A 24,133-nucleotide genomic window follows, 5' to 3' on the forward strand; every position below is an offset into this window, starting at 1 on the left:
CGCGTTCCGGCTGCGTCCTCAGCGCCCCGCCTTCGCGCCGGCGAGCCGGGCGGACATCCTGGCCAGGATGGTCTTCTGGTGGGCGGTGAGGAAGAAGTGGCCTCCCTGGAACGTGTTGACCTCGAAATCACCGGTGGTGTGCTCGGCCCACGCCTCGGCCTCCGCGCTGGTCGTCTTCTGGTCGGCGTCGCCGGTGAGGACCGTGATCGGGCAGCTGAGCGGCGGTCCCGGGGTGTAGGCGTAGGTCTCGGCGATGCGGTAGTCACCCCGGATCGCCGGCAGTGCCATCCGCAGCAGTTCGTCGTCGCCGAGGATCCGGGCGTCCGTGCCGCTCAACGCGCGGACATCGGCGAGCAGGCCGTCGTCGTCGAGCTTGTGCACGCTCTCGTCGCGATGCGACGACGGAGCCCGGCGACCGGAGGCGAACAGGTGGACCGGGGGCGCGTCGGCGTCCGTCATGAGCCGTGCCAGCTCGAAGCCGACGCTGGCTCCCAGGCTGTGCCCGAAGAGGGCGGTCGGCTTCGTGAGTGACGGCCCGAGCACCTCGAAGATCATGTTCGCGAGTTCGCGCACGCTCCCGGCGCAGGGTTCGTGCCGGCGGTCCTGCCGGCCCGGGTACTGCACCGCCGCGACCTCCACCCCCGGGGAGAGCGCGGTCGCCATCGGGAAGAAGAAACTCGCCGAGCCGCCGGCGTGCGGCAGGCACACCAGCCGGACGGCTCCCGGATCAGCGGGTTTGAACCGGCGCAACCACAGTCCCTCGTCGATTCCAGTGGCGCTCATCCCGCGTCGGCCTCCCCGTGGTCGCCTCGGCGGCCGGCCTGCGTTCGAGCATCGGACCGAACCGCGCTGTGACAACTGGACGCTAGCCGTCGGTCAAACGCGGGCAAACCCCTATGTTCGATCGTGGAACCCTAGTGGGACCCCGTGCTCACCCGGGTTTCCGCGCGAGGACGACCACGTAGTCGAGCAGCTCCAGGTCCTCCTTCAGCAGGTCCTGCCCCTCCCACACCCGGGTGAGCGTCTCGTGCTGCCCCGGTGCGAGCGCGTCGACGAACGCGTCGTCGGAGAGCCTGCGCACCATGTGCTCCCGGTAGGGCTCGTACACCCGGTCCCGGATGGACTCCAGGGACAGGTCGGTGTACCCGGCGGCGGAGAGCCGGGCCAGGTACTCCTCACCGCCGTGCCAGTTCGCGTCGTCGAGAGTGGTCGCGATCCAGCTGAACTGCGGTGAGCGCAGCGCTGACCTGGGTGTCGTCGGGTCGACCGGGAGGATGTCGATGACGGCCAGCGTCCCACCGGGGCGCAGGACTCGGAACGCCTCCGCGAGGAACGCGGTCCTCGGCCGGAAGTGGAAGGCGCACTCCAACGCGACGACGCGGTCGAAGGTGTCGTCCGCGTAGGGCAGGTCGGTGGCCGACCCCTCGCGGAAGTCCAGCCGGTCCAGTACGCCCTCGCGTTCCGCCCGGGCCCTGGCGCTGGCCACGTGGTGGGGGGTGATGTTCAGGCCGTGCACCCGCCGGGGCTCGCGTTCGCGCAACCACAGGAAGTCCTGGTCGCCGTGGCCGAACCCGACGTCGAGCACGGTGTCGCCCGCCTGGATGTCGGCCCGCTCCCCGAGGAGCCGCGCGAGCGCCTCGGCCGCCTGGTCGAGGTCCTCGCATCCGTCCTCCCAGTACCCGTAGTTCATGTAGGAGGTCGATCTCCCGGCGAACTCGAGGTCGGCCGGGATGAGCGAGTACAGGTGGCGAACCCGCATCACCGGGTCCAGCGGGACCACGCTGGCCAGGAGCTTGCCCAGTTCTCGGACGCTTTCCGCCATGTCAGCGCTGCCTCTCGAATCGGCGGATGGGTCGGTGCGGCACGTCACCGCGCGGGTGCCGGCGCGGCCAGCTGGCGGCGCAGGTCCCGGACGAGGCGGGAAACGCCGTCGGCGGCACCCACCGAGCCGAACAGGTAGAAGTCGGGCCGGACGAGCGCGGCCGCGGCGGCCGTCTCGGCCAGGTATGACAGGTAGACGGCGTCGACGTCGACCACGGCGTCTTGGCCGGCCTGGTCGGCCGGGGTCCCGGCCGGTAGGACCTGGACGATGTGGACCCCGAGGTCGTGGAGGAACTCGATGTCCTCGTGGTCGAGCACCTCCTCGGGGCGGTCGACCAGGAGCAGGACGAAACCGGTCCCGACAACGGTGTCGAAGGGACCGCGCTCGGCGGCGCGCGCCACCGTGCCCTGCGGGACCAGCTCCCCGGCGGGGGAAATGACCACACCACTGTCGTTGCGGTGCAGGAATCCGTCTCGGAGCGAGTCGGCGAGTCCCTGGTGCGGGCCCTGCACGGGCCTGCCCCTGCGCTGGGCGCCGAGGAGGTAGGCGTCGCGCCCCGCGGCCGCGGCCGGGTCGGTCTCGCAGAGGATCCTGCCCATCGTGATCGACGCTTCGATGGCGGCGCGCACGTGGGCGCGGCGCTCCACCGTGTAGGAGTCCAGCAGGGCCTCCCCGGCGTGGCCGGACAGGACCAGTCCGAGCTTCCACGCGAGGTTGGCGGCGTCGCGGAAGCCGGAGCACATGCCCTGGCCGATGAACGGCGGCATGACGTGGGCGGCGTCGCCCGCGAGGAGCAGACGGCCCGAGCGCCACCGGTTCGCGCAGCGGGCCTGGGTGGAGTAGACCGCGAACCGGTCCAGCGCCGCGTTCTCCGGCGTCAGGTCGAAGAGCCCGAGCAGGCGCCACACGGTCTCCTCCCGGTCGAGATCGTCCAGGGTCTCCCCCGGAACCCGCATGAACTCCCACCGGCGGTGCCCCGGCCCGGCGGATACCGCCGTTCTCGGCCTGGCGGGATCGCAGATCTGGAGGTTGTTGGGGCTGAACACGCGCGGCTCGTTCAGCACGACGTCGCAGATCAGCCAGTCGGTGGAGAAACCGAAGTCCGCGACCGTGGTGCTCACGTGCTCCCGAACGAAGCTGTTCGCGCCGTCGCAGCCGACCACCCAGCTCGCGGAGATCCTCCGTTCACCTCCCTCGGCGGACCGCGCGGTCACGAGGACCCGCTCGTCGTCGAGCACGAGGTCCACCGCGACGTGCGCCCGCAGCACCGTCAGGTTCGGCAGTCGCGCACCCCGGTCGGCGAGGACCTGTTCGAGCCCCGGTTGGTACATCGAGGTCGAGGCCGGCCACCCGGTGCGGTCCAGCGCGGGGGGCTCCAGGTGGAGGAGGGTGTCCCCCGCCGCGTTGTTCCACGTGTAGTCGCGGGTGAGCTCGCGGATGCCGTCGAGTTCGTCGGCGACACCCGCCGCCGCCAGGATCCGCGCGCCCTCCCCGTCGTAGGCCACGGCTCTCGGCATCGGATACGGCGTCGGGTACCGCTCCACCACGGTGACCTCGTGTCCCCGCTGGGCGAGCAGGATCGCCAGCACCTCGCCGACCGGCCCGTAGCCGACGATCAGCACGTCCGTCCGCGTCGCGTCCCCGCTCAGCACGTCGCTCCCTCCTCGCCTCGCCCGTCGCGGCGCCGGCAGACGCCGCTCACGCGAGGCCCAGTTCGTTGTCGATGATCCCGAACAGCTCGTCGTCGGTGGCCTCTCCCAGGTCGGTGGGGTCACCGGCCGCGGCGGCAGTGGCCCGCCAGCTGGCGGTGATGGCCTCCAGCCGCGCCCCCACCTGACCGTGCAACTCGGTGCCCGCCTCGACGGCCAGGAGGGACTCGGCGAGCCGGTCGAGGTCGGTCAGCACCGACATGCCGGTGCTGCTCCTGTCCTGCTCGGCCGGGCCGAGCCGCTCCCACACGTGGTGGGCGAGCGCGGCGGGGGTCGGGTAGTCGAAGACGAGCGTGGCGGGCAGCTGGACCGTCGTCGCCCGCACCAGGCGGTTGCGCAGCTCGATGGCGGTGAGCGAGTCGAAACCCAGATCGCTGAACGCCTGGTCGGCCTCGATCGCGTCGGTCTGGTCGTGGCCCAGCACGACTGCCGACTCGGAGCGGACCAGGTCCACCAGCGCCTCGGCGCGGTCCGCCGGGGACATCGCGTCGAACGACCGCGGCCGAGCGCCCGAGCTCGTCCCGTTCCTGCGCGCCGTGCTCCTCGGCCGGCGGACCAGGTCACGCAGGAGCGGCGGCACCTCCGCCAACTCCGCCAGGTCCAACCTCGCCGGCACCAGGACGGGTCGGGGCCCGGCGAGGGCCACTCCGAACAGGTCCGCCGCCTCGTCCTGGCCGAGGACCAGCATGCCGCCCCGGGCCCCACGAAGGCGGTCGGCGGAGGCGAGGTCACCGATCATCCCGGCGCCCGCCAGCAGCCCCCAGGCCAGCGAGGTGGCGGGCAGACCCGCCGCCGCGCGCCAGGCGGCGAGCCCATCGAGGAAGCCGTTGGCCGCCGCGTACCCCGCCTGGCCACCGCTACCGAGCGTGCCGGACGCGGAGGAGCACAGCACGAACGCGGTCAGGTCCATCTCCCTGGTGAGTTCGTGCAGGTGCCACGCGGCGTCGACCTTCGGTCGGAACACCGCGTCGATCTGGTCCGGGGTGAGGGCGGTCAGGACGCCGTCATCGAGCGCGCCGGCCGCGTGAACGACGGCGGTCACGGGGTGGTCGTCCGGCACGGCCGCGAGCACGGCCGCGAGCGCGTCGCGGTCGGCCACGTCGCACGCCACGACCTGAACGGCGGCGCCGTGCGCGGTGAGGTCGGCGACCAGTGCGTCGACGCCCTCGGCGGAGGGGCCGCGCCGTGACACCAGGAGGAGGTGCCGGGCCCCGTGGTCGGTGACGAGACGTCGGGCGATGGTCCCGCCGAGGGAACCGGTGCCGCCGGTGACCAGAACCGTCCCGCCGGGTGGGGATGACCACGCCTGGCCCTGGCCGGTGGTCGTGGCCCTGGTGAGGCGGGGCACGAAGGCTCGGCCCGCCCGCAGCGCCAGTTGTTCCTCGCCGGTGGCCACGGCGGCGGGCAGGGCGTGGGAGGTGGCGTCCTCCTCGTCGACGTCCACCAGCACGAACCGGTTGGGGTGTTCGAGCTGAGCGGTCCTGACGAGACCCCAGACCGCGGCCGCGGCGGGAACCGGGGTCTCCTCGCCGAGTGCGGCGGCACCCCGGGTGAGGACGACCAGCGGGGGGCCTTCGGGAGGTGCGTTGTCGAGCCATTCCCGGAGGACGCTGAGCGCGCGGGTGGTCAGGCCCCGCGCCCCGGCGGGGTCGGAGGCGTCCGCGCCGGTCAGGTCCGCCCACACGATCGCGCGGGCGGTCGGGTCCGGCTCGACCGGCACCGGTCGCCACGTGACCTCGAACAGGGTGTCCACGCCGGCACCGGAGCCGAGCAGCCGCTCGGTCGGCAGCGGCCGGAACGCGACCGCGTCCACCGAGACCACCGGGGCACCCGTCACGTCGACGGCCTCCAGGCTGATGCTGTCCGGTCCGGTCCGCGCCACCCGCACGCGGAGCACCTCGGCGCCGGTGGTGTGCGCGCGGACCCCCCGCCACGCGAAGGGCACCAGCGTCTGCTCCTCCGGCGCGGTGACCAGGGCACCGAAGCTCGCGGCGTGCAGGGCCGCGTCGAGAAGCGCCGGGTGCACGCCGAAGCCCTCCGCCGACGGCGCCGCGCCGTCGCCTCCCGGCAACGCCACTTCGGCGAGGACTTCGGTACCCCGGGTCCACACCGCGCGGAGCCCCCGGAACGACGGTCCGTAGGCGTAGCCCGCCTCCTCCATTCGGGAGTAGAAGGCGTCCACGGGCGCGGGGTGCGCGTCGGGCGGCGGCCAGGACTCGGCGACGTGGCCGGGCGCCGCGGAGGGGCCCCCGAGCACGCCGGTGAAGTGCCGCGTCCAGTCACCGCCGGGGGGCTGGGAGTGGAGGTGCACCGGCCGCCGGCCGTCCTCGCCGCCGGGTTCGCCGACGGCGACCTGGATGTGGAGCTCCTCCTCGTCGGTCAACACGAGGGGTGACTCGATGACGAGCTCGTCGAGCAGCTCGCAGCCCGCCTCCTCGCCCGCGCGCAGCGCGAGGTCCACCAACGCGGTACCCGGCACCACGACGGACCCGCCGACCCGGTGCTCGGCCAGCCACGGGTGACGCCGCACCGAGAGGACGCCCGTGCAGACCACTCCTCCCGTGCTCGGCACCGGCACGGCGGCACCGAGCAGCGGGTGCCCGGCGGCCCGGAGGCCGGCGCCGGTGGGATCGCCGGCGGGGACAGCGGGGTCGAGCCAGAACCGGGTGCGCTGGAACGCGTAGGTCGGCAGGTCCACCACCGGTCCACCGCGGGGGAACAGGGCTGCCCAGTCGACGGCGGCGCCCCGCACGTGCATCCGCGCCACCCCTCCGACCAGGGTCTCCGGTTCGGAACGGTCGCGGCGCAGCACCGGGGCGGCGGTGACGTCCCCCTCCGGGCCGAGGCAGTCCTGGACCATCGCCGTGAGCACCCCGCCGGGCCCGATCTCGAGGAACTTGTCGACGCGCAGTTCGCGCAGGGTCACCACCGCGTCGTGGAACCGCACGGCGTCCCGCACCTGGGCGACCCAGTGTTCCGGGTCGCACAGTTCCGCTGGCTCGGCGAGCGCTCCCGTGCGGGTGGAGACGAGGGGGATCCGCGGTGGGGCGTAGGACACGCTCTCGGCGACCGCGCGGAACTCGGCCAGCATGGGTTCCACCAGCGGCGAGTGGAAGGCGTGACTGACCCGGATGTGGTTGGTCCGGCGTCCACGTTCGGCGAAGGTGGACGCGATCCGGGAAACGGTGTCCCGGTCCCCGGAGACCACCAGCGAGGAGGGGCCGTTCACCGCCGCGAGGCTCGTCAGGTCGCCGAGCAGCGGCGTCACCTCGTCCTCGGTGGCCTCGATGGCCACCATCGCGCCACCGTCGGGCAGCGCCTCCATGAGCCTGCCGCGGGCGCTGACCAGCGCGCACGCGTCGGCCAGGGTCAGGACCCCGGCGACGTGCGCGGCGGCCAGCTCACCGATCGAGTGGCCGGCGACGAAGTCCGGACGCAGACCCCACGTCTCCAGCAGGCGGTAGAGCGCGACCTCGACGGCGAACAGCGCGGGCTGCGTGTGACCGGTCCTGGCGAGCGCCTCGTCGTCCCCGTCGAACAGGATCTCCCGCAGCGGCAGGTCCAGCTCGGCGCACACGGCGTCGAAGGCCCGCGCGTAGGCGGGGTAGGTGGTGTGGAGCTGGCGGCCCATACCCGCGTACTGCGCGCCCTGCCCGGTGAACAGGAACGCGACCGCGCCGTCGGTGGCGGCGCCGACGGCGACGGCCGGCACGTCCTCTCCGCCGGCGAGCGTCCTGAGCCGTGCCAGGGCGGTGTCCAGGTCCTCGGCCGACAGCACGGCGCGGTGCGCCAGCGCGGTCCGGGCGGTCAGCGCACGGCCGATGTCCTGGGGTCGCTGCCGCGCCTCCCCGCCGTCCAGGAAGGACAGCAGCCGTTCGGCCTGGCCGCGCAAGGCCCTCGGCGTTCCCGCGGACAGCACCCAGGGCACCAGGGGCGGGGCCTCGTCGGACGGCCGCTCCCCCGGTGGCTCGGCCGGGGGCTCCTCGATGATCACGTGGGCGTTGGTTCCGCTGATGCCGAAGGACGACACCCCCGCGCGCCTCGGCCGACCGGCCGAGGGCCACTCGCGTGCCTCGTCGAGCAGTCGCACCGCGCCGGAGTCCCAGTCGACCTCGGGCGATGGTTCGTCGACGTGCAGGGTCCTTGGCATGATCCGGTGCCGCATCGCGAGGACCATCTTGATCACACCAGCCACCCCGGCGGCGGCCTGGGTGTGCCCGATGTTGGACTTCAACGAACCCAGCCAGAGGGGTTGGTCGGAGGGTCGGTCCCGGCCGTAGGCCGCGATCAGCGCGTGGGCCTCGATCGGGTCACCCAGGCGCGTTCCGGTGCCGTGCGCCTCCACGACGTCCACGTCGGTCCCCGTGAGGTGGGCGGCGGCGAGCGCGTCACGGATCACCCGCTGCTGGGCGAGCCCGCTCGGCGCGGTCAGGCCGTTCGACGCGCCGTCGGCGTTCACGGCGGTGCCCCGGACGACCGCCAGCACGGGATGGCCGTTGCGGCGGGCGTCGGACAGGCGCTCGACGAGCAGGAGCCCAACCCCCTCCCCCCAGCCCGTGCCTTCGGCGCCGGCGCCGAAGGCACGGCACCGCCCGTCGACGGCCAGTCCGCGCTGCCGGGAGAACTCGACGAACCCGGAGGGTGTCGCCATCACCGTGACCCCGCCGGCGATCGCGAGGTCGCACTCGCCGCTCCGCAGCGCCTGGCCCGCGAGGTGCAGCGACACCAGTGAGGAGGAGCAGGCGGTGTCCACGGTGACGGCGGGCCCCTCGAACCCGAAGGTGTAGGCCACGCGGCCGGAGAGCACGCTCGACGCGGTCCCGGTGACGAAGTAGCCCTCGGTCTCCTGCCGCTGGGTCCCGGCGCCGACACCGTAGTCCTGGTGGAAGGTTCCCGCGAACACACCGGTCCGGCTGCCCCGCAACGAGACGGGGTCGATCCCGGCGCGTTCCAACAGTTCCCACGCCGTTTCGAGGAACACCCGCTGCTGCGGGTCCATCGCCAGCGCCTCGCGGGGGGCGATGCCGAAGAAGGCCGCGTCGAAGTCCGCCGCGTCGGCGAGGAACCCGCCCTGGCGGGTGTGGGAGGTGCCGGCGCGGTCCGGGTCGGGGTGGAAGAGGGTGGTGAGGTCCCAGCCACGGTCAGTGGGGAACGCCCCGATGGCGTCCCGTCCGTCCGCGACCAGCTCCCACAGCTCGTCGGGGCTGTTGACGCCTCCTGGGAAGCGGCCGCTCATGGCGACGATGGCGATCGGTTCGTCCACGGGGCTCCCCGCGGGCACTGCGGGTTCAGCGGGTTCGGCCGGCCGGGTGTGGTGGGCGCCGAGCCGGTCCGCGAGGGCCTGCGCGGTGGGGTGGTCGAACACGACGGTGCTGGGCAGCGGGACGCCGGTGACCTCGACGAGGCGGTCGCGGAGTTCGACGGCGGTCATCGAGTCGAATCCGATGTCCCGGAAGGCCCGTCGGGGTTCGATGGCGGTGGCGTCGGCGTGCCCGAGCACCACTGCTGCCTCGTGCCGGACCAGGTCGAGGACGACCCGGGGTCGGTCCGTCTCGGGGAGGTCGGCGAGGTGGCGGGCGAAACCGGTGGGCTGCTCGGTCCGCTCGCCCGATGGGGCGGAGCCGGGCAGCTCACTGAGCAGGCGGCTCGGTCGGGACGAGGTGAACACCGGGGTGAACCGGGCCCAGTCCACGTCGGCGAGGGTCACGTGCGCCTGGTCGCCCGCCGCCTCCCTGACGAGCGCGGCGACGGCCTGCTCGGGCGGCATCGCGCGCACCCCGATCCGGGCGAGCCGTTCGGCGTTGCCGTCCACCTCGGACAGGCCGGGGCCGCCCCACGCTCCCCAGGCCACGGAGGTCGCGACCCCACCGGCGGCCCGACGGCGGCGGGCGAGGGCGTCGAGGTAGGCGTTGGCCGCGCAGTAGGTGGCCTGCTCGCCGCTGCCCCACACGCCCGCGCCGGAGGAGACGAGGACGAACGCCTCCAGCGGCGTGCCCTCGGTGAGCTCGTCGAGGTTGGCGGCGCCGGCGACCTTGGCGGAGAGCACCTCCGCGACGTCGGCGAGGCTGGCCTCCCGGATCGGGCGACGCTCCCCGACGCCCGCGGCGTGCACGATGCCGGTGAGCGGCTGGTCCGCTGGCACCGCGGCCAGGACGGCGGCGAGCGCGTCCCGGTCGGCGACGTCACAGGCGGCGAGGGTGACCTCGGTGCCGCGATCACGGAGTTCCGCGGCGAGGTCGGCCGCACCGTCCGGGTTCCGGCTGAGGAGAACGAGGTGCGGGGCACCGGCCTCGGCCAGTCCGCGCGCGACCGCCGAGGCGACGCCGCCGCTGCCGCCGGTCACCAGGACACTTCCGCGCGGGGCCCACCCACCGGCGTCGACGGCGGGCGGTGCGGGGAGGAGCCGTCGTCCGAACACACCGTCGGGACGGATCGAGACCTGGTCCTCCCCGCCGGTTCCGGTGAGGACGGCGACCAGCCTGGACCACGTCCGGTGGTCGGGGGTCGCCGGCAGGTCGACCAGTCCGCCCCAGCGCGCCGGGTGTTCCAGGGCCGCGGCACGCCCGAAGCCCCACACCAGGGCGCCGGCTGGGCGTTCCCCCCGGTCGTCGACGGTGGCGGTCCACAGGGGCGCGCTGATACCGACGTCGTCCAGGGCGAGCAGGAGCGCCCGGGTCCCGGCGAGTCCTCGGGTGACCACGGGGTGGTCGGGGTGCGGGTCCTCGTCGAACGCGAGCAGTGAGAGCACTCCGTCGAAGCGGGTGTTCCCGGCCACCAGGCGTGCCGCCACCGCATCCCGGTCGTCCCCGACGTCCACCCGGGTCAGGTCGGCGCCGAGCCGGCGCAGGCCCTCGAGCACCTCGGCGGTGTAGGGGTCATCCGACCGGGACTCGGGAACGACGACCAGCCAGGCGCCCGGTGGGGGCGAGACCTCGGGGAACCGGAGGCGACGCCAGCTGACCTGGTACCGCCACGAGCCAGGGTCCCGGCCGCCCGCCGAGGGATGGTTCGCCCGCGCCAGCCAGAAGCGGTGGCGCTGGAAGGCGTAGGTCGGCAGATCGACACGCCGAGGACCCGCGTCGGCGAAGACCGCGGACCAGTCGACGGGCAGGCCGCGCACGTACCCGGCGGCGACGGAGGTGAGGAACCGGCGCGGGCCGCCGTCGTCCCGGCGGAGGGTGTCGACCACGACCGAGGGAGCTCCGGCCTCCTCCACCGCCTCCCGGATCGCGGGCGCCAGCACGGGGTGTGGGCTGACCTCGACGAAGAACCCGTAGCCCTGCCCGGCGAGTGCCGTCGTCGCTCCCCACAGCCGCACCGGCTCGCGGAGGTTGCGGTACCAGTAACCGCCGTCCAGCTCGGTACCGTCCAACCACCGACCGTCGACGGTGGAGTAGAAGGGCACGCTGGCGCGACGGGGGCGGATCCCGGCGAGGACCGGGGCCAGTTCGTCGGCGATGGCCTCCACCTGCGTCGAGTGGGACGCGTAGTCGACGGGGATGCGACGGGCCCGAACGCCGTCGCCGGTCAGGCTCGCGAGGACCTCGTCGAGGGCCTCCGCCTCACCCGACACCACCACCGAGGTCGGGCCGTTCACGGCGGCGACCGCGACCGCCCCGTCCCACGGGGCCAGGCGGTCGATGACCTCGTCCTCCGACAACGGCACCGCCGCCATCCCCCCGTGCCCGGCGAGGCGGCGGGCGATGGCGCGGCTGCGCAGCACCACCACCCGGGTGGCGTCCTCGACGGAGAGCGCGCCGGCGACGCACGCTGCGGCGAGTTCACCCTGCGAGTGCCCGAGCACGGCGTCCGGTCGGACCCCGAGGTGGGACCACAGTCGGGCCAACGCGACCATCACCGCGAACGACACCGGCTGCACGACGTCGACCCTGTCGAGGGACAGGGCACCGTCAACACCCCGGATCACGTCAAGAAGGGACCAGTCGACCAGGGAGGGCAGTGCCTCGGCGCACTCGCCGATCGCCTCCGCGAAGACGGGGTGGGTGTCCAGGAGTTCGGCTCCCATGCCCGCCCACTGGGCGCCCTGCCCGGGGAACACGAAGACGACCCGGCCGCGGGTGTCGGCTCGGCCGGTCACCAGCCCTGGCACCGACACGCCGTCGGCGAGGCCTCGCACGGCGGTGGTCTCGGTGCCGTCCCCGGCGAGCAGGACCGCGCGGTGCTCCATCCGCGCACGAGTGGTGGCGAGGGAGAACCCGACGGGCACGGCGTCGGCCCCCGCCGGGTCCACGGCGGCCAGCAGGCGGGTCGCCTGCGCGCGGAGCGCGTCCTCGCCGGCGGCGGACACCACCCACGGAACGACCTCGGGGCGAGGTCCGGTGGCGCTCGCCGGTGGGCTGGCGTCCATGGGAGGTGCCTGTTCCAGGATCAGGTGCGCGTTGGTGCCGCTGACGCCGAACGCGGAGACACCGGCGCGGCGCGGCCCGTCCCGCTCCGGCCACGGCACGGCCTCCCGGAGGAGGGTGACGGCCCCGGCGGACCAGTCCACCTCCGGGGTGGGCTCGTCGACGTGCAGGGTCCTCGGCAGGACGCCGTGCCGCATGGCCTGCACCATCTTGATGATCCCGGCGACCCCGGCCGCCGACTGGGTGTGCCCGATGTTCGACTTCAGCGAGCCCAGCCACAACGGGCGGTCCGGCGACCGGTCCTGGCCGTAGGTGGCCAGCAACGCCTGGGCCTCGATGGGGTCACCGAGCCGGGTACCCGTGCCGTGCGCCTCCACGGCGTCCACGTCGGAGGGACGGAGTCCCGACGAGGCGAGCGCGCGACGGATCACCCGCTCCTGCGCGGGCCCGCTGGGTGCGGTGAGACCGTTGGACGCGCCGTCGGAGTTGACCGAGGAACCGCGCACGACGGCGAGGACGGGATGCCCGTTCCGGCGTGCCTCGGAAAGCCGCTCCAGGAGCAGGACGGCCACGCCCTCCGACCACCCCGTTCCGTCGGCGGACGCGGCGAACGCCTTGCACCGCCCGTCGCGCGCCAGCGCTCGCTGCCTGCTGAACTCCACGAACACCCGGGGCGTGGCCATCACCGCCACCCCACCGGCGAGCGCCATCGAGCACTCACCGGCGCGCAGCGCCTGCGCTGCCAGGTGCACGGCGACCAGGGACGACGAGCAGGCGGTGTCGACGGTCATCGTCGGGCCTTCGAGTCCCAGTGCGTACGCGACGCGGCCGGACGCCACGCTGCCCGCCGTCCCGATGTCGAGGTAGCCCTCGGACTCGGAGGGCACCTCGTCGAGTCCGTTCGCGTAGTCGTGGTGCATCAGCCCGGTGAAGACGCCGACATCCGCGCCGCGCAGCGACGTCGGGTCCAGGCCAGCGCGTTCGACGACCTCCCACGACGTCTCCAGCAGCAGCCGCTGCTGGGGGTCCATGGCGAGTGCCTCGCGGGGGGAGATCCCGAAGGGCGCCGGGTCGAAGTCACCGGCGTCGTGGAGGAAACCGCCCTCCCGGGTGATGGACGTGCCGGGCCCGCCCTCGGCGCGGAAGAGGGTGTCGAGGTCCCAGCCCCGGTCGTCCGGGAACCCGGAGACCGCGTCCACGCCCTCCTCCACCAACGCCCACAGCTGTTCCGGTGAGGTGACACCTCCGGGCAGGCGGCAGGCCATCGCGACCACCGCGATCGGGTCGTCCTCGTTCGGTGCCGGTGCCCCGGTGGGGGGAAGTCCGGGTGCGGACCGCCTGGTGCCACCGAACAGCAGCGCGCGCAGGTACCGGGCCACCAGGTCAGGGGTGGGGTGGTCGAACGCGAGCGTGGCGGGCAGCCGAAGCCCGGAGACGCCGGTCAGCGCGTCCCGCAACCGCACGGCGGCCAGGGAGGTGAGACCGAGATCGCTGAACGGGCGGCCAGGGTCGACGGTGTCACGACCGGCCACTCGGGCCGTCTCGGCGTTGACCACGTCGAGCAGCTCGCGATGCTGGTCGTGTTCGGGCAGGGCCGCCAACCGCTCCCGCAGCGCGGACCGCGCGGCCTCGTCCGGGGCGCGCGACGTGGGTCTGGCGTCGAGGAGTCCCCGCAGGGGTGGAGCGAGAGCACCCCGTTGGAGGACCTCGGTGTCGAGGGACATCGCGACGAGGGAGGCGCGGTCGACGGTGAGCGCCGCGTCGAACATCGCGAGTCCGTCCGCGCCAGACAGGGTGGACGCGCCGGCGAGGGGGATGCGGGCGTCGTCGTGTCCCCACGGCCCCCATGCGATGGTCAGCGCGGCGAGACCCGCCGCGCGCCTGCGGTGGGCCAGCGCCTCCAGACGAGCCGAGGCGGCCGCTTCCTCCGCCCGGCCGGCGGCGCCGAGCACACCGACGGCTGAGGTGAACAGGACGAACGCCGCCAGGTCCGCCGTCGTGGTCAGCTCGTGCAGGTGCTCGGCCGACGTCGCGGCCGCCCCGGGCCCCTGCCAGGTGTGGATGACCGCGGTCAGTGGGCGCTTCGCCGCCGCGAGGGCCGAGGCGATCGCCCCTCGGTCCGTGAGGTCGCAGGCGACCAGCTGTGCTCGGGCACCGGCACGGGTCAGTTCGGCGCGCAGCACCGCCGCCCGAGGGTCGTCTCGTCCGCCTGGGCTGAGCAGCAGGAGGTGGCGGACGCCGTGGCACGCCACCAGGTGCCTGGCCACGGCGGCGGCGGTCGGGCGGTCGGCGCCGGTGAGCACGACCGTGCGCCGGGGGTCGAGCCGCGTGCCCTCGCCGTGGCTCGTGGACCGCACGAGTTCAGGCAGCAGCACCGCCCCCGAGCGCACCGCGAACTGGGATTCGCCGGAGGCGACCCCGGCGTGCAACGCGGCCGCCGTCGTGCCCTCGGACCCGCCGTCGAGGTCGGGGAGGTCGGCGAGCACCAGTCGACCGGGAAGCTCGTGTTGCGCGGCGCGCACCCATCCCCAAGTGGACGACTGGTCGGGGTTCGGTACGTCCTCGTCCGGGCTCGCCGCGACGGCCCGGCACGTGAGGATGACGACGCGGGTGCCCTCGGGCAGCGCCGTGACCACCGGGGGCAGCTCCGCCAGCTCCGACCGCGACGGGTTCACCAGGACCACCGCCGTCGGCGCGAGTTCCCCGGCCTGGACGGCGGCCAGCAGCTCGCCGGTGCCGGACCGGGTCCGCGTCGCCACGCCGACGGCGACCAGCCCCTCGGCCAGCGGAGCGGTCCCCGCGCCGAGGAGGCACCACCGTTCGTCGGGGACGACCGGTGGCGTGCCGGCGATCGAGGGCCGGGGGATCCAGTCGGTCCGGAACAACGAGTCGAACTGCCCGCTGGCCGCGGCCCGCAGCCGCGCGGGTTGCCGGGTCAGGACGTGCCGGGTGATCTTGCCGGACGGGGTGCGCGGGACACGCGCGATCTCGTACAGCTCCTCCGGTACCTTGAAGGGCGACAGCTTCTCGCGGCACGCGGCGAACAGCCGGGCGGAGTCGAGCCCACCGGGCCCCGGCACGAGGAACGCGACCGGCACTTCACCCAGCACCTCGTGTGGTTTCCCCACCACGGCCACGTCCGCCACACCGGGAACCTGGCGGAGGACGTCCTCCACCTCACCGGGGTGGATGTTCTCCCCACCCCGGATGATCAGTTCCTTGATGCGGCCGGTCACCGTGAAATAGCCGGCCTCGTCCCGTCGGGCCAGATCACCGGTGCGGTACCAGCCATCCCGCATCACCTCGGCGGTGGCAGCCGGTTGGTTGTGGTAGCCGACCATCACGCTGGGGCCCCTGACCCACACCTCGCCCTCGGCGTCGAACGGGACGTCGACGCCCGTGTCGGGGTCCACGACCCGAACCCCGAGGCCCGGCACCGGAAGCCCGCAGGAACCCTCGACCCGCCCACCCGTCGGCCAGTTGATCGTGATGGACCCGCAGGTCTCGGTACTGCCGTAGGCGTCGAGCAGCGGCGCGGAGAAGACCTCCTCGAACGCCCTGCGCAGGGCGGCGGTCGTGATCGCGCCGCCCACCAGGCACATCCGCAGGTGTGGGGCGCGGAACCCGGTCTCGCGGGCCGCCCGCACCAGGTAGTGGTACATGGTGGGCACGCCGGCGAGGAACGTCGCCGAGTCCCGTTCGACCGCCTCCAGCACGTCCTCGGCCGCGAACCCGTCGACGATCCGGGCGGTGGCGCCGACGGCGGTGACGGACAGGACGCAGGCGATGTGCGACAGGCTGTGGAAGAGGGGCAGCGGCCACACGACCCGGTCGTCAGCCGAGAGCCCGGGTACCGGTACGTAGCAGGCGGCGACCGACCACAGGCAGTTTCGCTGGGTGGAGAGCACTCCCTTGGGTTTGCCCGTGGTTCCGGAGGTGTAGAGCATCCAGGCGAGGTCGTCGAGGCCGAGGTCGTCGCGGGCGGGGGCGGGCGGCTCGGTGGTGGCCATCGCCTCGAAGAGCTTCGCGCCCCGAGGCGCGTCGTCCGGCATCCCCTGGTCCCCGACGACCACGACGGACACGTCCCGCCGACCGGCGAGGACGTGCCCGAGCCGCGAGAGGTGGGCGGGGTCGGTGATGACCACGCGGGCGCCGCTGTCGTCGAGCAGGTAGGTCAGCTCCGCCTCGCTGACGCGCGGGTTGAGCGGCACGCCGATGGCCCCGGCGCGCAGGATCGCGAGGTAGCTCTCCACGACCTCGACGCGGTTGCCGAGGCAGATCGCGGCACGGTCACCTGGCCGCAACCGCAGTGCGACGAGGTGGCCGGCGAGCCGCCCGGTGCGTCGCTCCAACTCCCCGTAGGTCACCGTCCGGGACGCGTCGTGGAAGGCGACCTTGTCGCCGATCCGGTCGGCGTGCTCCCGGAGCAGTTCAGGCAACGGCCTGATCAGCTCGGTACGCAGCATGCCACCACATCCGTCGGTCGTGCCGTCACCTCGACAGCAGTCTTCCGGCAAGGAGGCGCTGGCCTAACCCCTGCCATGCCCCCTATGACTCCCTAACTTCCGCCCCCGGCGAGCGGGGCCGGTCAGCCTTCCAGGGCGGGAGCTCGCAGGGGCGGGCAGAGCGCCAGCAACTCGGCCGGGCTGTCGAGGGCCACGTCCGGGCGCGCGGCGAGCAGGGCCGCCGCCTCGCACTCACCCCACAGCGCGGCCACCGCGCGCACCCCGGCGCCCCGGGCGCTGGCGAGGTCGGTGACCGCGTCACCCACCATGACCGCCTCGTCGGGGCTGACCCCGAGCCGGTCCAGCGCGAGCTCGACGATGTCGGGAGCGGGCTTGGGGTTGGCCACCTCGTCGGACCCGATCACGTGGTCGAACAGCGGCAGCACTCCGAGCAGGTCGAGGAGCGAACGCGCGCGGGGTCCGCTCTTCCCGGTGGCCACCGCCAGCCGCAGGCCGCGGGCGCGCAGCTCGGCGAGCAGCTCGGGCACACCCTCGAACATCGGCACCTGGTGGGCCAGCCGGTAGCTCTCCCGGACGAAGGGCTCCTCCATCGCCAGCGGCAGCCCCATGATGCGCATGATGTCAGGGAAGTACCGGCCGAGGTGCTTGTTGTACTCGGCGAACGGGGCTTCCCCTTCGCCCACCGCCTCCGCGTAGGCGACGCGGAAGGCCTCCCGCATCACCTCGGTGCTGTCGACGAGCACACCGTCGAGGTCGAACACCACGGCGCGGAGGGCACTGGCACGGGGATCGGGCGGGACGGGCCGTTCTGCCCGAGGGAGGGGACGCGCGGAGGCGTAGAGCCGTTCGATGGCGCCGATCGTCCGCCGCGCCTCCCCCACCGCCCGTCCCTGGGTCGTCGGGTCGCCCAGTTCGGCGGCGATCACGTCCAGCTGCGTCCCGTACTCCGCGCCGATCGCCTCCTCAGCCACCGCCACGGGGGTCGTCTCGCCGTCCCGGGTCACGGTGAGCACGGACCCGCCCGCGCGGTGGGGGCTGAACCCGAAGGTGCATCGCAACGTGGCGGTGCCCCCGCTGCCCTCGACGGTCACGACGGTGGCGTCGAGCGGTTCGTGCGACCGCCACGCCGCCCGCAGGGACACCGAGATGCCCTCGTCGGTGATCAGGAAACCGCGTGCGGTGTCCTCGACGTCGCTGGGTGGCGCCGAGCCGACCTCGTCGTCCTCGGCGCGCCACGCCGCCCTGGCCGTCCGGTCGTTGACGTGGTCCCCGGACACCGTGCCCACGACCTCCCGGAACCCGGCGGCACCGACCAACGGTGGTAGCAGGTCCAGGAGGTGCCAGCCGAGGTCGACCAGGGCGCCCCCACCGGACAGACCGCGCCGGGTGAACCAGCCGTCCCCGTCGGGAACACCGCGGGCGCGGACCCAGGCCAGGTCGACGTGGCGGATCTGGCCGAGCGACGGGACCAGCGCGGCCAGGGCGCGGACGTCGGCACGGTGCCGGGCGGCGCTCCCCGCGAGCAGCAGCGCACCGCCGTCGCGTTCGGCCGCGGCGAGGCGGTCGGCCTCGCCGGTGTTCACGCAGACCGGCTTCTCGACGAACACCGAGATCCCCCTCTCCAGCAGGAGGGAGCCGACAGGGGCGTGCAGGTGGTTGGGCACGGCGACGATCGCGAGCTCCGCCACCTCCGGGCGGAGCTCGCCGGCATCCGCGTAGCGGATCACTCCGCCGTCGTCGGCTCCGGAGTGCGCCCGGGGGTCGGGGTCGACGACCGCGGTGACGACGAAGCCCGGGTGGGCCCGCAGCCTGGGCAGCCAGATCGACCGGGCGGCCCAGCCCAGGCCGACGACGGCGGTCCGGACCTGCCTGGTGGGGGCGCGTCCATCGCTCATGACCTACTCACACTCCACCTCAGACGGGGCACTCGACCGTGGACCGGATTTCGGGCGACGCTACCGGCGGGGCGCGGTTCCGATCTCCCCTAACGAACCCCTCAACACCCCCTGCGCCCAGGAGGAACGGCCCGGCACGGCCCGGCGCTGGTTAGCCTCGCGGCGGCAGCAGACCGAGCCTGTGAGGTGTCCCGTGTCCGAAGTCCTTCTGTTGCACGGCCCGAACCTGGGCATCCTGGGTCGACGGGAGCCGGAGATATACGGCACGGACACCCTGTCCGACATCGAGGACGCGGTGGCGGACGAGATCGCCGACCGCGGTTGGAAGGTCCGGGCCGTGCAGGACGACTGCGAGGGCATGCTCGTGCGGGCTGTCCAGGACAGCTACGACACCCTCGGGGCCATCATCAACCCCGGTGCCCTGATGATGGCGGGCTGGAGCCTGCGGGACGCGCTCGCCTCCTACCCCAGCCCGTGGATCGAGGTCCACATCTCCAACGTCTGGGCGCGGGAGTCGTTCCGGCACAACTCCATCCTGGCGCCGATCGCCGCGGGCGTGATCGCGGGGCTCGGCACGACCGGGTACCGGTTGGCCGCGCGGGCGCTGCTGGCGCGACACTCCGGGAGCTAGTCATCAGCGTCATCGCGATCGACGTCGGCGGCACGAAGGTGGCGCTCCGCGCGGAGGCCGAACACGCCCCGGCCCGGCAGGCCTCGTTCCGCTGGGGGTCACCCGCGACGGTGGCCGAGGACCTCGCCCTGTTCGAGGAGCGGATCGCCGCGCTGATCGCGCGGTGGCCGCACCAGGTCCGAGCCGTGGGAGTGGCGATGCCGGCCACCCTGGACGGCGAGGGACGAGTCGTGGTCTGGCCGAGCCGCCCGTCGTGGGCGGGACTGGACTTCGGGGCGTCGCTGGCACGACTGTTCCCGGGGATCCCGGTGCGCTGGGCCGACGACGGTGATCTCGCGGCGCTCGCGGAGGCGGACGCGGCGGACGTCCAGGACCTGCTCTACCTCGGTGTCGGCACCGGGGTGGGCGGCGGGCTGGTGGTGGGCGGCCGTCCAGTGCCCGATCCGGCGAATGGTTCGTGCGAGCTGGGCCACCTGGTGGTGGACCGCGCGGGGCCGACGTGCGTGTGCGGCCGCGCCGGGTGCCTCCAGGCCATCGCCTCCGGTCCGGCGACGCTGCGGCGCGCGGCGGCATCGCGCGGGCAGGACGTCTCCTTCCCCGAGCTCCGGGCCGCGTGGGACGACGGGGTGGCGTGGGCGGTGGCGGCGGTGGACGAGACGTGCGCGGCGCTGGCGGTCGCCGCCGCGGGTATCAGCGAGCTGGTGCGGCCCGCGTGTGTCGTGCTCGGGGGTGGATTCGCGGCGGGACTTCCGGGGTTCGCCGACGCGGTGGCGCGGCACCTGCGGGCGCTCGCCCGCGAGGGTCACCCAACGCCACCGCTGCGGCTGTCCACGCTCGGCGGGCTCTCGTCGTTGCGGGGTGCCGCCTTGCTCGCGCGCCGTCAGTAGGCGACCGTGAAACGGCGGCCGACGTGCCGAGGGCGCTCGATCTCGTCGACGAGGGCGAGGGCGTAGTCCTCGGCGCTGATGTGGCTCCTGCCCGCCGAGTCCATGAGCACGTCGTCAGCGCCGGTGCGGTATCGGCCGGTCCTCGTGCCCGGGGCGATGATGATGGCGGGGCTGAGGCTCGTCCACCGCACGTCGGTGACCGAACGGAGGAACCGGAGCCCCTCACCGTGCGCGCGCATGGTCCGTAAGGCGTCATCCGGCAGGCCGGGGAAGTCCCAGACCTTCTTGCCCGGCGTCGTGGTGAGGCTGCCCGCTCCACCCACGGCGATCAACCGGGCCGCACCCGGACCTGCGGCGCGCAGGGAGTCGACGAGCACACGCAGCGAGGGCTCGATGAGCCGTTCATGGCCCGCTCCGTCGCCGCCACCGACCGCGCTCACCACGACATCCTGTCCCGCGACGAGGCTGGCGACCCCCTCCGGGTCCAGGACGTCACCGGTGGTCACGGTCAGGTTCCCGGCGGGCTCCCGCTCCAGGGTGGACGGGCGCCGCACCACCGCGGTGACCTCGTGACCGCGGGCCAGGGCCTCGTCGAGGACGCGCCTTCCGATCGTCCCGTTCGCCCCGATGACACTGATCTTCGCCATGTTCCACTCCTGACGGGCCGGTTCGCGGGGGCAACGTATCGCCCCGACACCGCACCCGCCAGGTCCCTGGACGAGGACAGGGGTACCGGGATGGACGACCGGGGTCAGCGGGTGGCGACGACGTCCAGGGTGAGCTGGAGCTTGCGCCCGGTCATCCCGCGCGCCGTGGTCACCTCGAAGTCGAACCGGTCGATCGTCGTCGTGGCCCGGGCGGTGAGTTCACGCTCCCCGCCGGTCACGCTGGTGACGTCGAGCTTGACCGGACGCGTGACATCGCGGACCGTCAACCGCCCCTGGAGGGTCCCCCGGGTACCCGTCCACTCGAACCGATCGCTCACGAACACGATCCTCGGGTGGTTCGCGACGTCGAGGTAGTCGGACGAGCGGACGTGCTCGTCCCGCTGGGGGATGCCGCTGGCGAAGCTGGCCGCCGAGACGACCGCCTCCACCGTGGACGTGGTGGCCGGCTCCCCGACTTCGACCTTGCCGCTCTCGACGGAGAACGTGCCCCGAACACCGAGCAGTCCCCACATCGCTCGCGTGCGGAACGAGATCCCCGACCTCGCGGGATCGATCGTGAAGACACCGGCAGCGATTCCCTGCCCGTCGTCAACGTCGCTGTCGCCGGCAGCGCTCATCGCTGTCACCCCCGAATCACCGTGGAAGCACGAAGCCTAGCAATCGGGGAAACCCCTACGAGCCCCCTGAACCAACCCAGAATTCCCGTCGTCGCGCGGAAGTCCACCGTCGAGGTTCGAGGATGGACCACGACGTGACACGGGACGCGGAACGGGGACGAGATGGCGGAACTCGACGGGCTGGCCCTCGTCTCCCCGGCTGACGCACCGCCACCGGAGCTGACCGGTGCCGTCCGCGAGCTCGCCGCCGACCTGCTGACCGGGGAGTGGCCTGATGTGCCCGTCACTCACCTGTGGTGCCTCGTGCGCCACGTTCCCCGGGGGGACCGGCGTGGGTTCCTCTTCCAGTGCTGGCAGGACTGGACAGCCAGGTTGAGCCCGCTGGAGCGGCTCGGCGTGGCGGCGGAGGCGGTGGCGGCGACCGGCGAGGCGGCCCGCGTCGCCCGCGACGCCGACCGGTACGCCCGACCCGCCGCGTCCTGGCGGCGATACCGGGAGGCGGTCGCCTCCTACGCGCGGGCCGCGACCGAGGCGGGCACCGCTCCGCTCGGATACCTGCTGTACGTCCACGCCTGCCGCAGCCACGACGTCCTCGGCATCCCACCCGGGGCGGCGGCGGGCGCCGCCGGTGCGCTGCGCGCCGTGCTCACCGAAGCGGGCAACCCCGTGCCCCCGATCAGGAGAGGACACCCCCATGGCCCAGCTGACCGCGAACGACCGCATCGAGGTCGACCTCGGTGACCGCTCCTACCTCGTCCACATCGGTCCCGGCGTGCGGAACCGGCTCATGGCCGAGATCAGCCGCATCGGCGCGCGCCGGGCGGTGGTGGTCACGGCACGTCCCCGGGACTGGCTGCCCGACACCGGGGTACCGACACTGATCGTGGACATCGAGGACGGTGAGGCTGGCAAGACGCTCGCCGCGGTCGCGGAGCTGTGCCAGCGGTTCAGCGAGTTCGGCCTGACCCGCCAGGACGTCGTGGTCTCCTGCGGCGGTGGGACGACCACGGACCTCGTCGGCCTCGCCGCCGCGCTGTACCACCGCGGGGTGCCGGTCATCCACCTACCGACCTCACTGCTGGCGCAGGTCGACGCGAGCGTCGGCGGGAAGACCGCCGTGAACCTACCCGCGGGCAAGAACCTCGCGGGAGCCTACTGGCAGCCGAGGGCGGTGCTGTGCGACACCCAGTACCTGACCACGCTGCCCAGGAGGGAGTGGACGAACGGGTACGGCGAGATCGCCCGCTGCCACTTCATCGGCGCCGGCGATCTGCGGGGGCTCCCCGTCCACCGCCAGATCGCCGCCAGCGTCGCCCTCAAGGCCGCGGTCGTCGGGCAGGACGAGCGGGACACCGGCCGGCGACACCTGCTCAACTACGGGCACACCCTCGGTCACGCCGTCGAACGCGCCACCGGCTACGCGTGGCGGCACGGTGAGTGCGTCGCGGTCGGGACGGTGTTCGCCGGGGAACTCGCGCACGTCCTCGGCCGCATCGACCGGACCGCGCTCGAGGAGCACCACGCGGTGGTGCGGGACTACGGGCTGCCCGCCAGCCTCCCGCCGGGGCTGGACCACGACGTGCTGATCTCGTTGATGCGTGCCGACAAGAAGGTGACGACGGGGCTGACCTTCGTGCTCGGGGGAGCCCTCGGGCCCGAGCTGGTGCGGGACGTACCGGAGGCGGCCGTCGCCACCGCGCTGCGCCTCGTCGAGGGGTGACATGGTGGGCGGGCCGGAGGACCCGGTTCCGCCCACCACCCCGCGTCACACCCGCCCGACGACCTCGGCGACGATCCCCGCGACCGCGTGCATCTGCTCCTCGGTCCCGAGCAGCGTGCGGTGGTGCAACCAGACGCAGTCGGCGTTGAGCTTCTCGGTGTTGGGGCAACGCTCCGCGATCGCCTCGACGGACTCCTCGGGAGCGGCGGTCTCCCAGAACGCGTCACACCGGTAGATGGCGCGGAACCCGGCGAAGGCCGGCACCCCACGCGCGACCAGCTCGTCCACGACGGCGTTGCGGCGTTCCTCGGTGACCCCCGGCAGCCGGAACATCGCCATGTAGTGCGGCTTGCGGTCACAGCGCTCGTCTCGGCCCTGCGGCACCACCCCGGGGATCCGCGCCAACTGGCCGGCGAGAACGGGCCAACGCTCCTCACGCGTGTCGATCTGCCCGTCCAGCCGGGACAACTGCGCACGCAGCACGCTCGCCGTGAACTCGTTGATCCGGAAGTTGGAGCCGGCGACCTCGTGCCGGTAGTGCCGGTCCGTACGCGGACGACCACAACTGTGCCGGAGGAACGCCGCCTCGTACAGCTCGGTGTCGGAGAACAGCACCGCGCCGCCCTCACCCGCCGTCATCAGCTTCCCGTTCTGGAAGCTGAACGCGGAGACCGATCCCAGCTCGCCGACCTTCTTCCCCCGCCACCGCGCGCCGTGGGCGTGCGCCGCGTCCTGGAGCAGCGGCACCCCGGCGTCGGCGGCCAACTTGGCCAGGGCGTCCATGTCCGACATCTGGCCTGCCATGTGCACCGGCATGATGGCGGCCGTCCGCGAGGTGACCGCGGCCGAGGCGGCGGCCACGTCGACGCAGTAGGTGTCCAGATCGACATCCACCGGAACGGCGACGGCACCGAGCCGCTGCACCGCCTGTGAGGAGGAGATGAAGGTGAAGGCGGGGACGATGACCTCCGCTCCGGGGCCGACACCCATCACCTGGAGCGCCAGTTCGAGGGCGTGCGTCCCGTTGGTGACCGCGAGCGCGTGCGGTGCGCCGTGGTACTCGGCGAACTCGCGTTCGAAGGAGTCGACCTCACTGCCGCCCATCCGCCACCACTGGCCCTGTTCGAGCGCGCGGAGCAGGTTGGCCCGCTCGGTGTCGTCGAACTGCGGCCACACCGGCAGGTCCAGCGGCCGCGGCGAAGAATCACTCATGATCGGTAGCCTTTCCCGGTACGAGGTGATCCGAAGCTAACAGCACGCGGGTGGCGCCCCGCCCCCTACGAAACCCCTGAACCGCGCTGACCTGCTGCGCTCACCCGGCGGGACGCGCGCACCCCCACCACCCTCTCCCC

Annotated in this window: 12 protein-coding genes; 4 read left to right on the forward strand and 8 right to left on the reverse strand. The window is 73.5% G+C overall.

The features are described from left to right. Positions 1 to 18: 18 nt before the first annotated feature. The 5 genes from G443_RS04430 to G443_RS25715 all read right to left on the reverse strand — a co-directional run bounded on the left by G443_RS04430 (position 19) and on the right by G443_RS25715 (position 18,258). On the reverse strand, positions 19 to 783 hold the full coding sequence (locus tag G443_RS04430) for a thioesterase II family protein (protein WP_026420362.1): 765 nt from the start codon (positions 781 to 783) through the stop codon (positions 19 to 21). 148 nt (positions 784 to 931) lie between these two features. Further along, positions 932 to 1,822, reverse strand: coding sequence for an SAM-dependent methyltransferase (locus G443_RS04435; RefSeq protein ID WP_026420361.1), 891 nt, complete (start codon positions 1,820 to 1,822; stop codon positions 932 to 934). A 44-nt stretch (positions 1,823 to 1,866) separates the two neighbouring features. Then, on the reverse strand, positions 1,867 to 3,474 hold the full coding sequence (gene mhpA, locus G443_RS04440) for a bifunctional 3-(3-hydroxy-phenyl)propionate/3-hydroxycinnamic acid hydroxylase MhpA (protein WP_245588935.1): 1,608 nt from the start codon (positions 3,472 to 3,474) through the stop codon (positions 1,867 to 1,869). A 46-nt stretch (positions 3,475 to 3,520) separates the two neighbouring features. Beyond that, positions 3,521 to 16,363 carry a type I polyketide synthase gene (locus tag G443_RS04445; protein WP_051314316.1) on the reverse strand — a complete coding sequence of 4,281 codons (12,843 nt, stop codon included), beginning with the start codon at positions 16,361 to 16,363 and terminating at the stop codon, positions 3,521 to 3,523. Positions 16,364 to 16,485: 122 nt separating this feature from the next. After that, a complete protein-coding gene (locus tag G443_RS25715) occupies positions 16,486 to 18,258 on the reverse strand; it encodes an HAD-IA family hydrolase (protein ID WP_081715679.1) in 1,773 nt (590 codons plus the stop codon). Between the two features lie 193 nt (positions 18,259 to 18,451). Between G443_RS25715 and G443_RS04460 the strand changes: the two genes are divergently transcribed. Together G443_RS04460 and G443_RS04465 are read left to right on the forward strand one after the other, a co-directional pair. Continuing rightward, positions 18,452 to 18,889: a type II 3-dehydroquinate dehydratase gene (locus tag G443_RS04460; protein ID WP_026420359.1), complete on the forward strand. Its 438-nt coding sequence runs from the start codon at positions 18,452 to 18,454 to the stop codon at positions 18,887 to 18,889. Between the two features lie 17 nt (positions 18,890 to 18,906). Beyond that, complete coding sequence (locus tag G443_RS04465) at positions 18,907 to 19,776, forward strand: ROK family protein (RefSeq protein WP_272481002.1); 870 nt, start codon at positions 18,907 to 18,909, stop codon at positions 19,774 to 19,776. Here the strand turns inward: G443_RS04465 and G443_RS04470 are convergent. Continuing rightward, positions 19,770 to 20,423, reverse strand: a complete 654-nt coding sequence (locus G443_RS04470; protein ID WP_026420357.1) for an NAD(P)-dependent oxidoreductase — start codon at positions 20,421 to 20,423, stop codon at positions 19,770 to 19,772. The genes G443_RS04465 and G443_RS04470 overlap by 7 nt on opposite strands. A gap of 104 nt (positions 20,424 to 20,527) precedes the next feature. Further along, a complete protein-coding gene (locus G443_RS04475; RefSeq protein ID WP_026420356.1) occupies positions 20,528 to 21,061 on the reverse strand; it encodes a YceI family protein in 534 nt (177 codons plus the stop codon). Between the two features lie 162 nt (positions 21,062 to 21,223). Here G443_RS04475 and G443_RS04480 point away from each other — a divergent pair, with 162 nt between their 5' ends. Together G443_RS04480 and G443_RS04485 are read left to right on the forward strand one after the other, a co-directional pair. Continuing rightward, positions 21,224 to 21,802 carry a hypothetical protein gene (locus G443_RS04480; protein WP_026420355.1) on the forward strand — a complete coding sequence of 193 codons (579 nt, stop codon included), beginning with the start codon at positions 21,224 to 21,226 and terminating at the stop codon, positions 21,800 to 21,802. After that, on the forward strand, positions 21,756 to 22,781 hold the full coding sequence (locus tag G443_RS04485) for a 3-dehydroquinate synthase family protein (RefSeq protein WP_026420354.1): 1,026 nt from the start codon (positions 21,756 to 21,758) through the stop codon (positions 22,779 to 22,781). The genes G443_RS04480 and G443_RS04485 overlap by 47 nt, the downstream gene beginning before the upstream one ends. Before the next feature lie 45 nt (positions 22,782 to 22,826). On the opposite strand, the gene G443_RS04490 is transcribed toward G443_RS04485, so the two are convergent. Further along, positions 22,827 to 23,993, reverse strand: coding sequence for an aminotransferase class I/II-fold pyridoxal phosphate-dependent enzyme (locus G443_RS04490; RefSeq protein WP_026420353.1), 1,167 nt, complete (start codon positions 23,991 to 23,993; stop codon positions 22,827 to 22,829). Positions 23,994 to 24,133 lie beyond the last annotated feature (140 nt).

This window comes from Actinoalloteichus caeruleus DSM 43889 (genome assembly GCF_000429185.2).
GTDB lineage: Bacteria > Actinomycetota > Actinomycetes > Mycobacteriales > Pseudonocardiaceae > Actinoalloteichus_B > Actinoalloteichus_B caeruleus.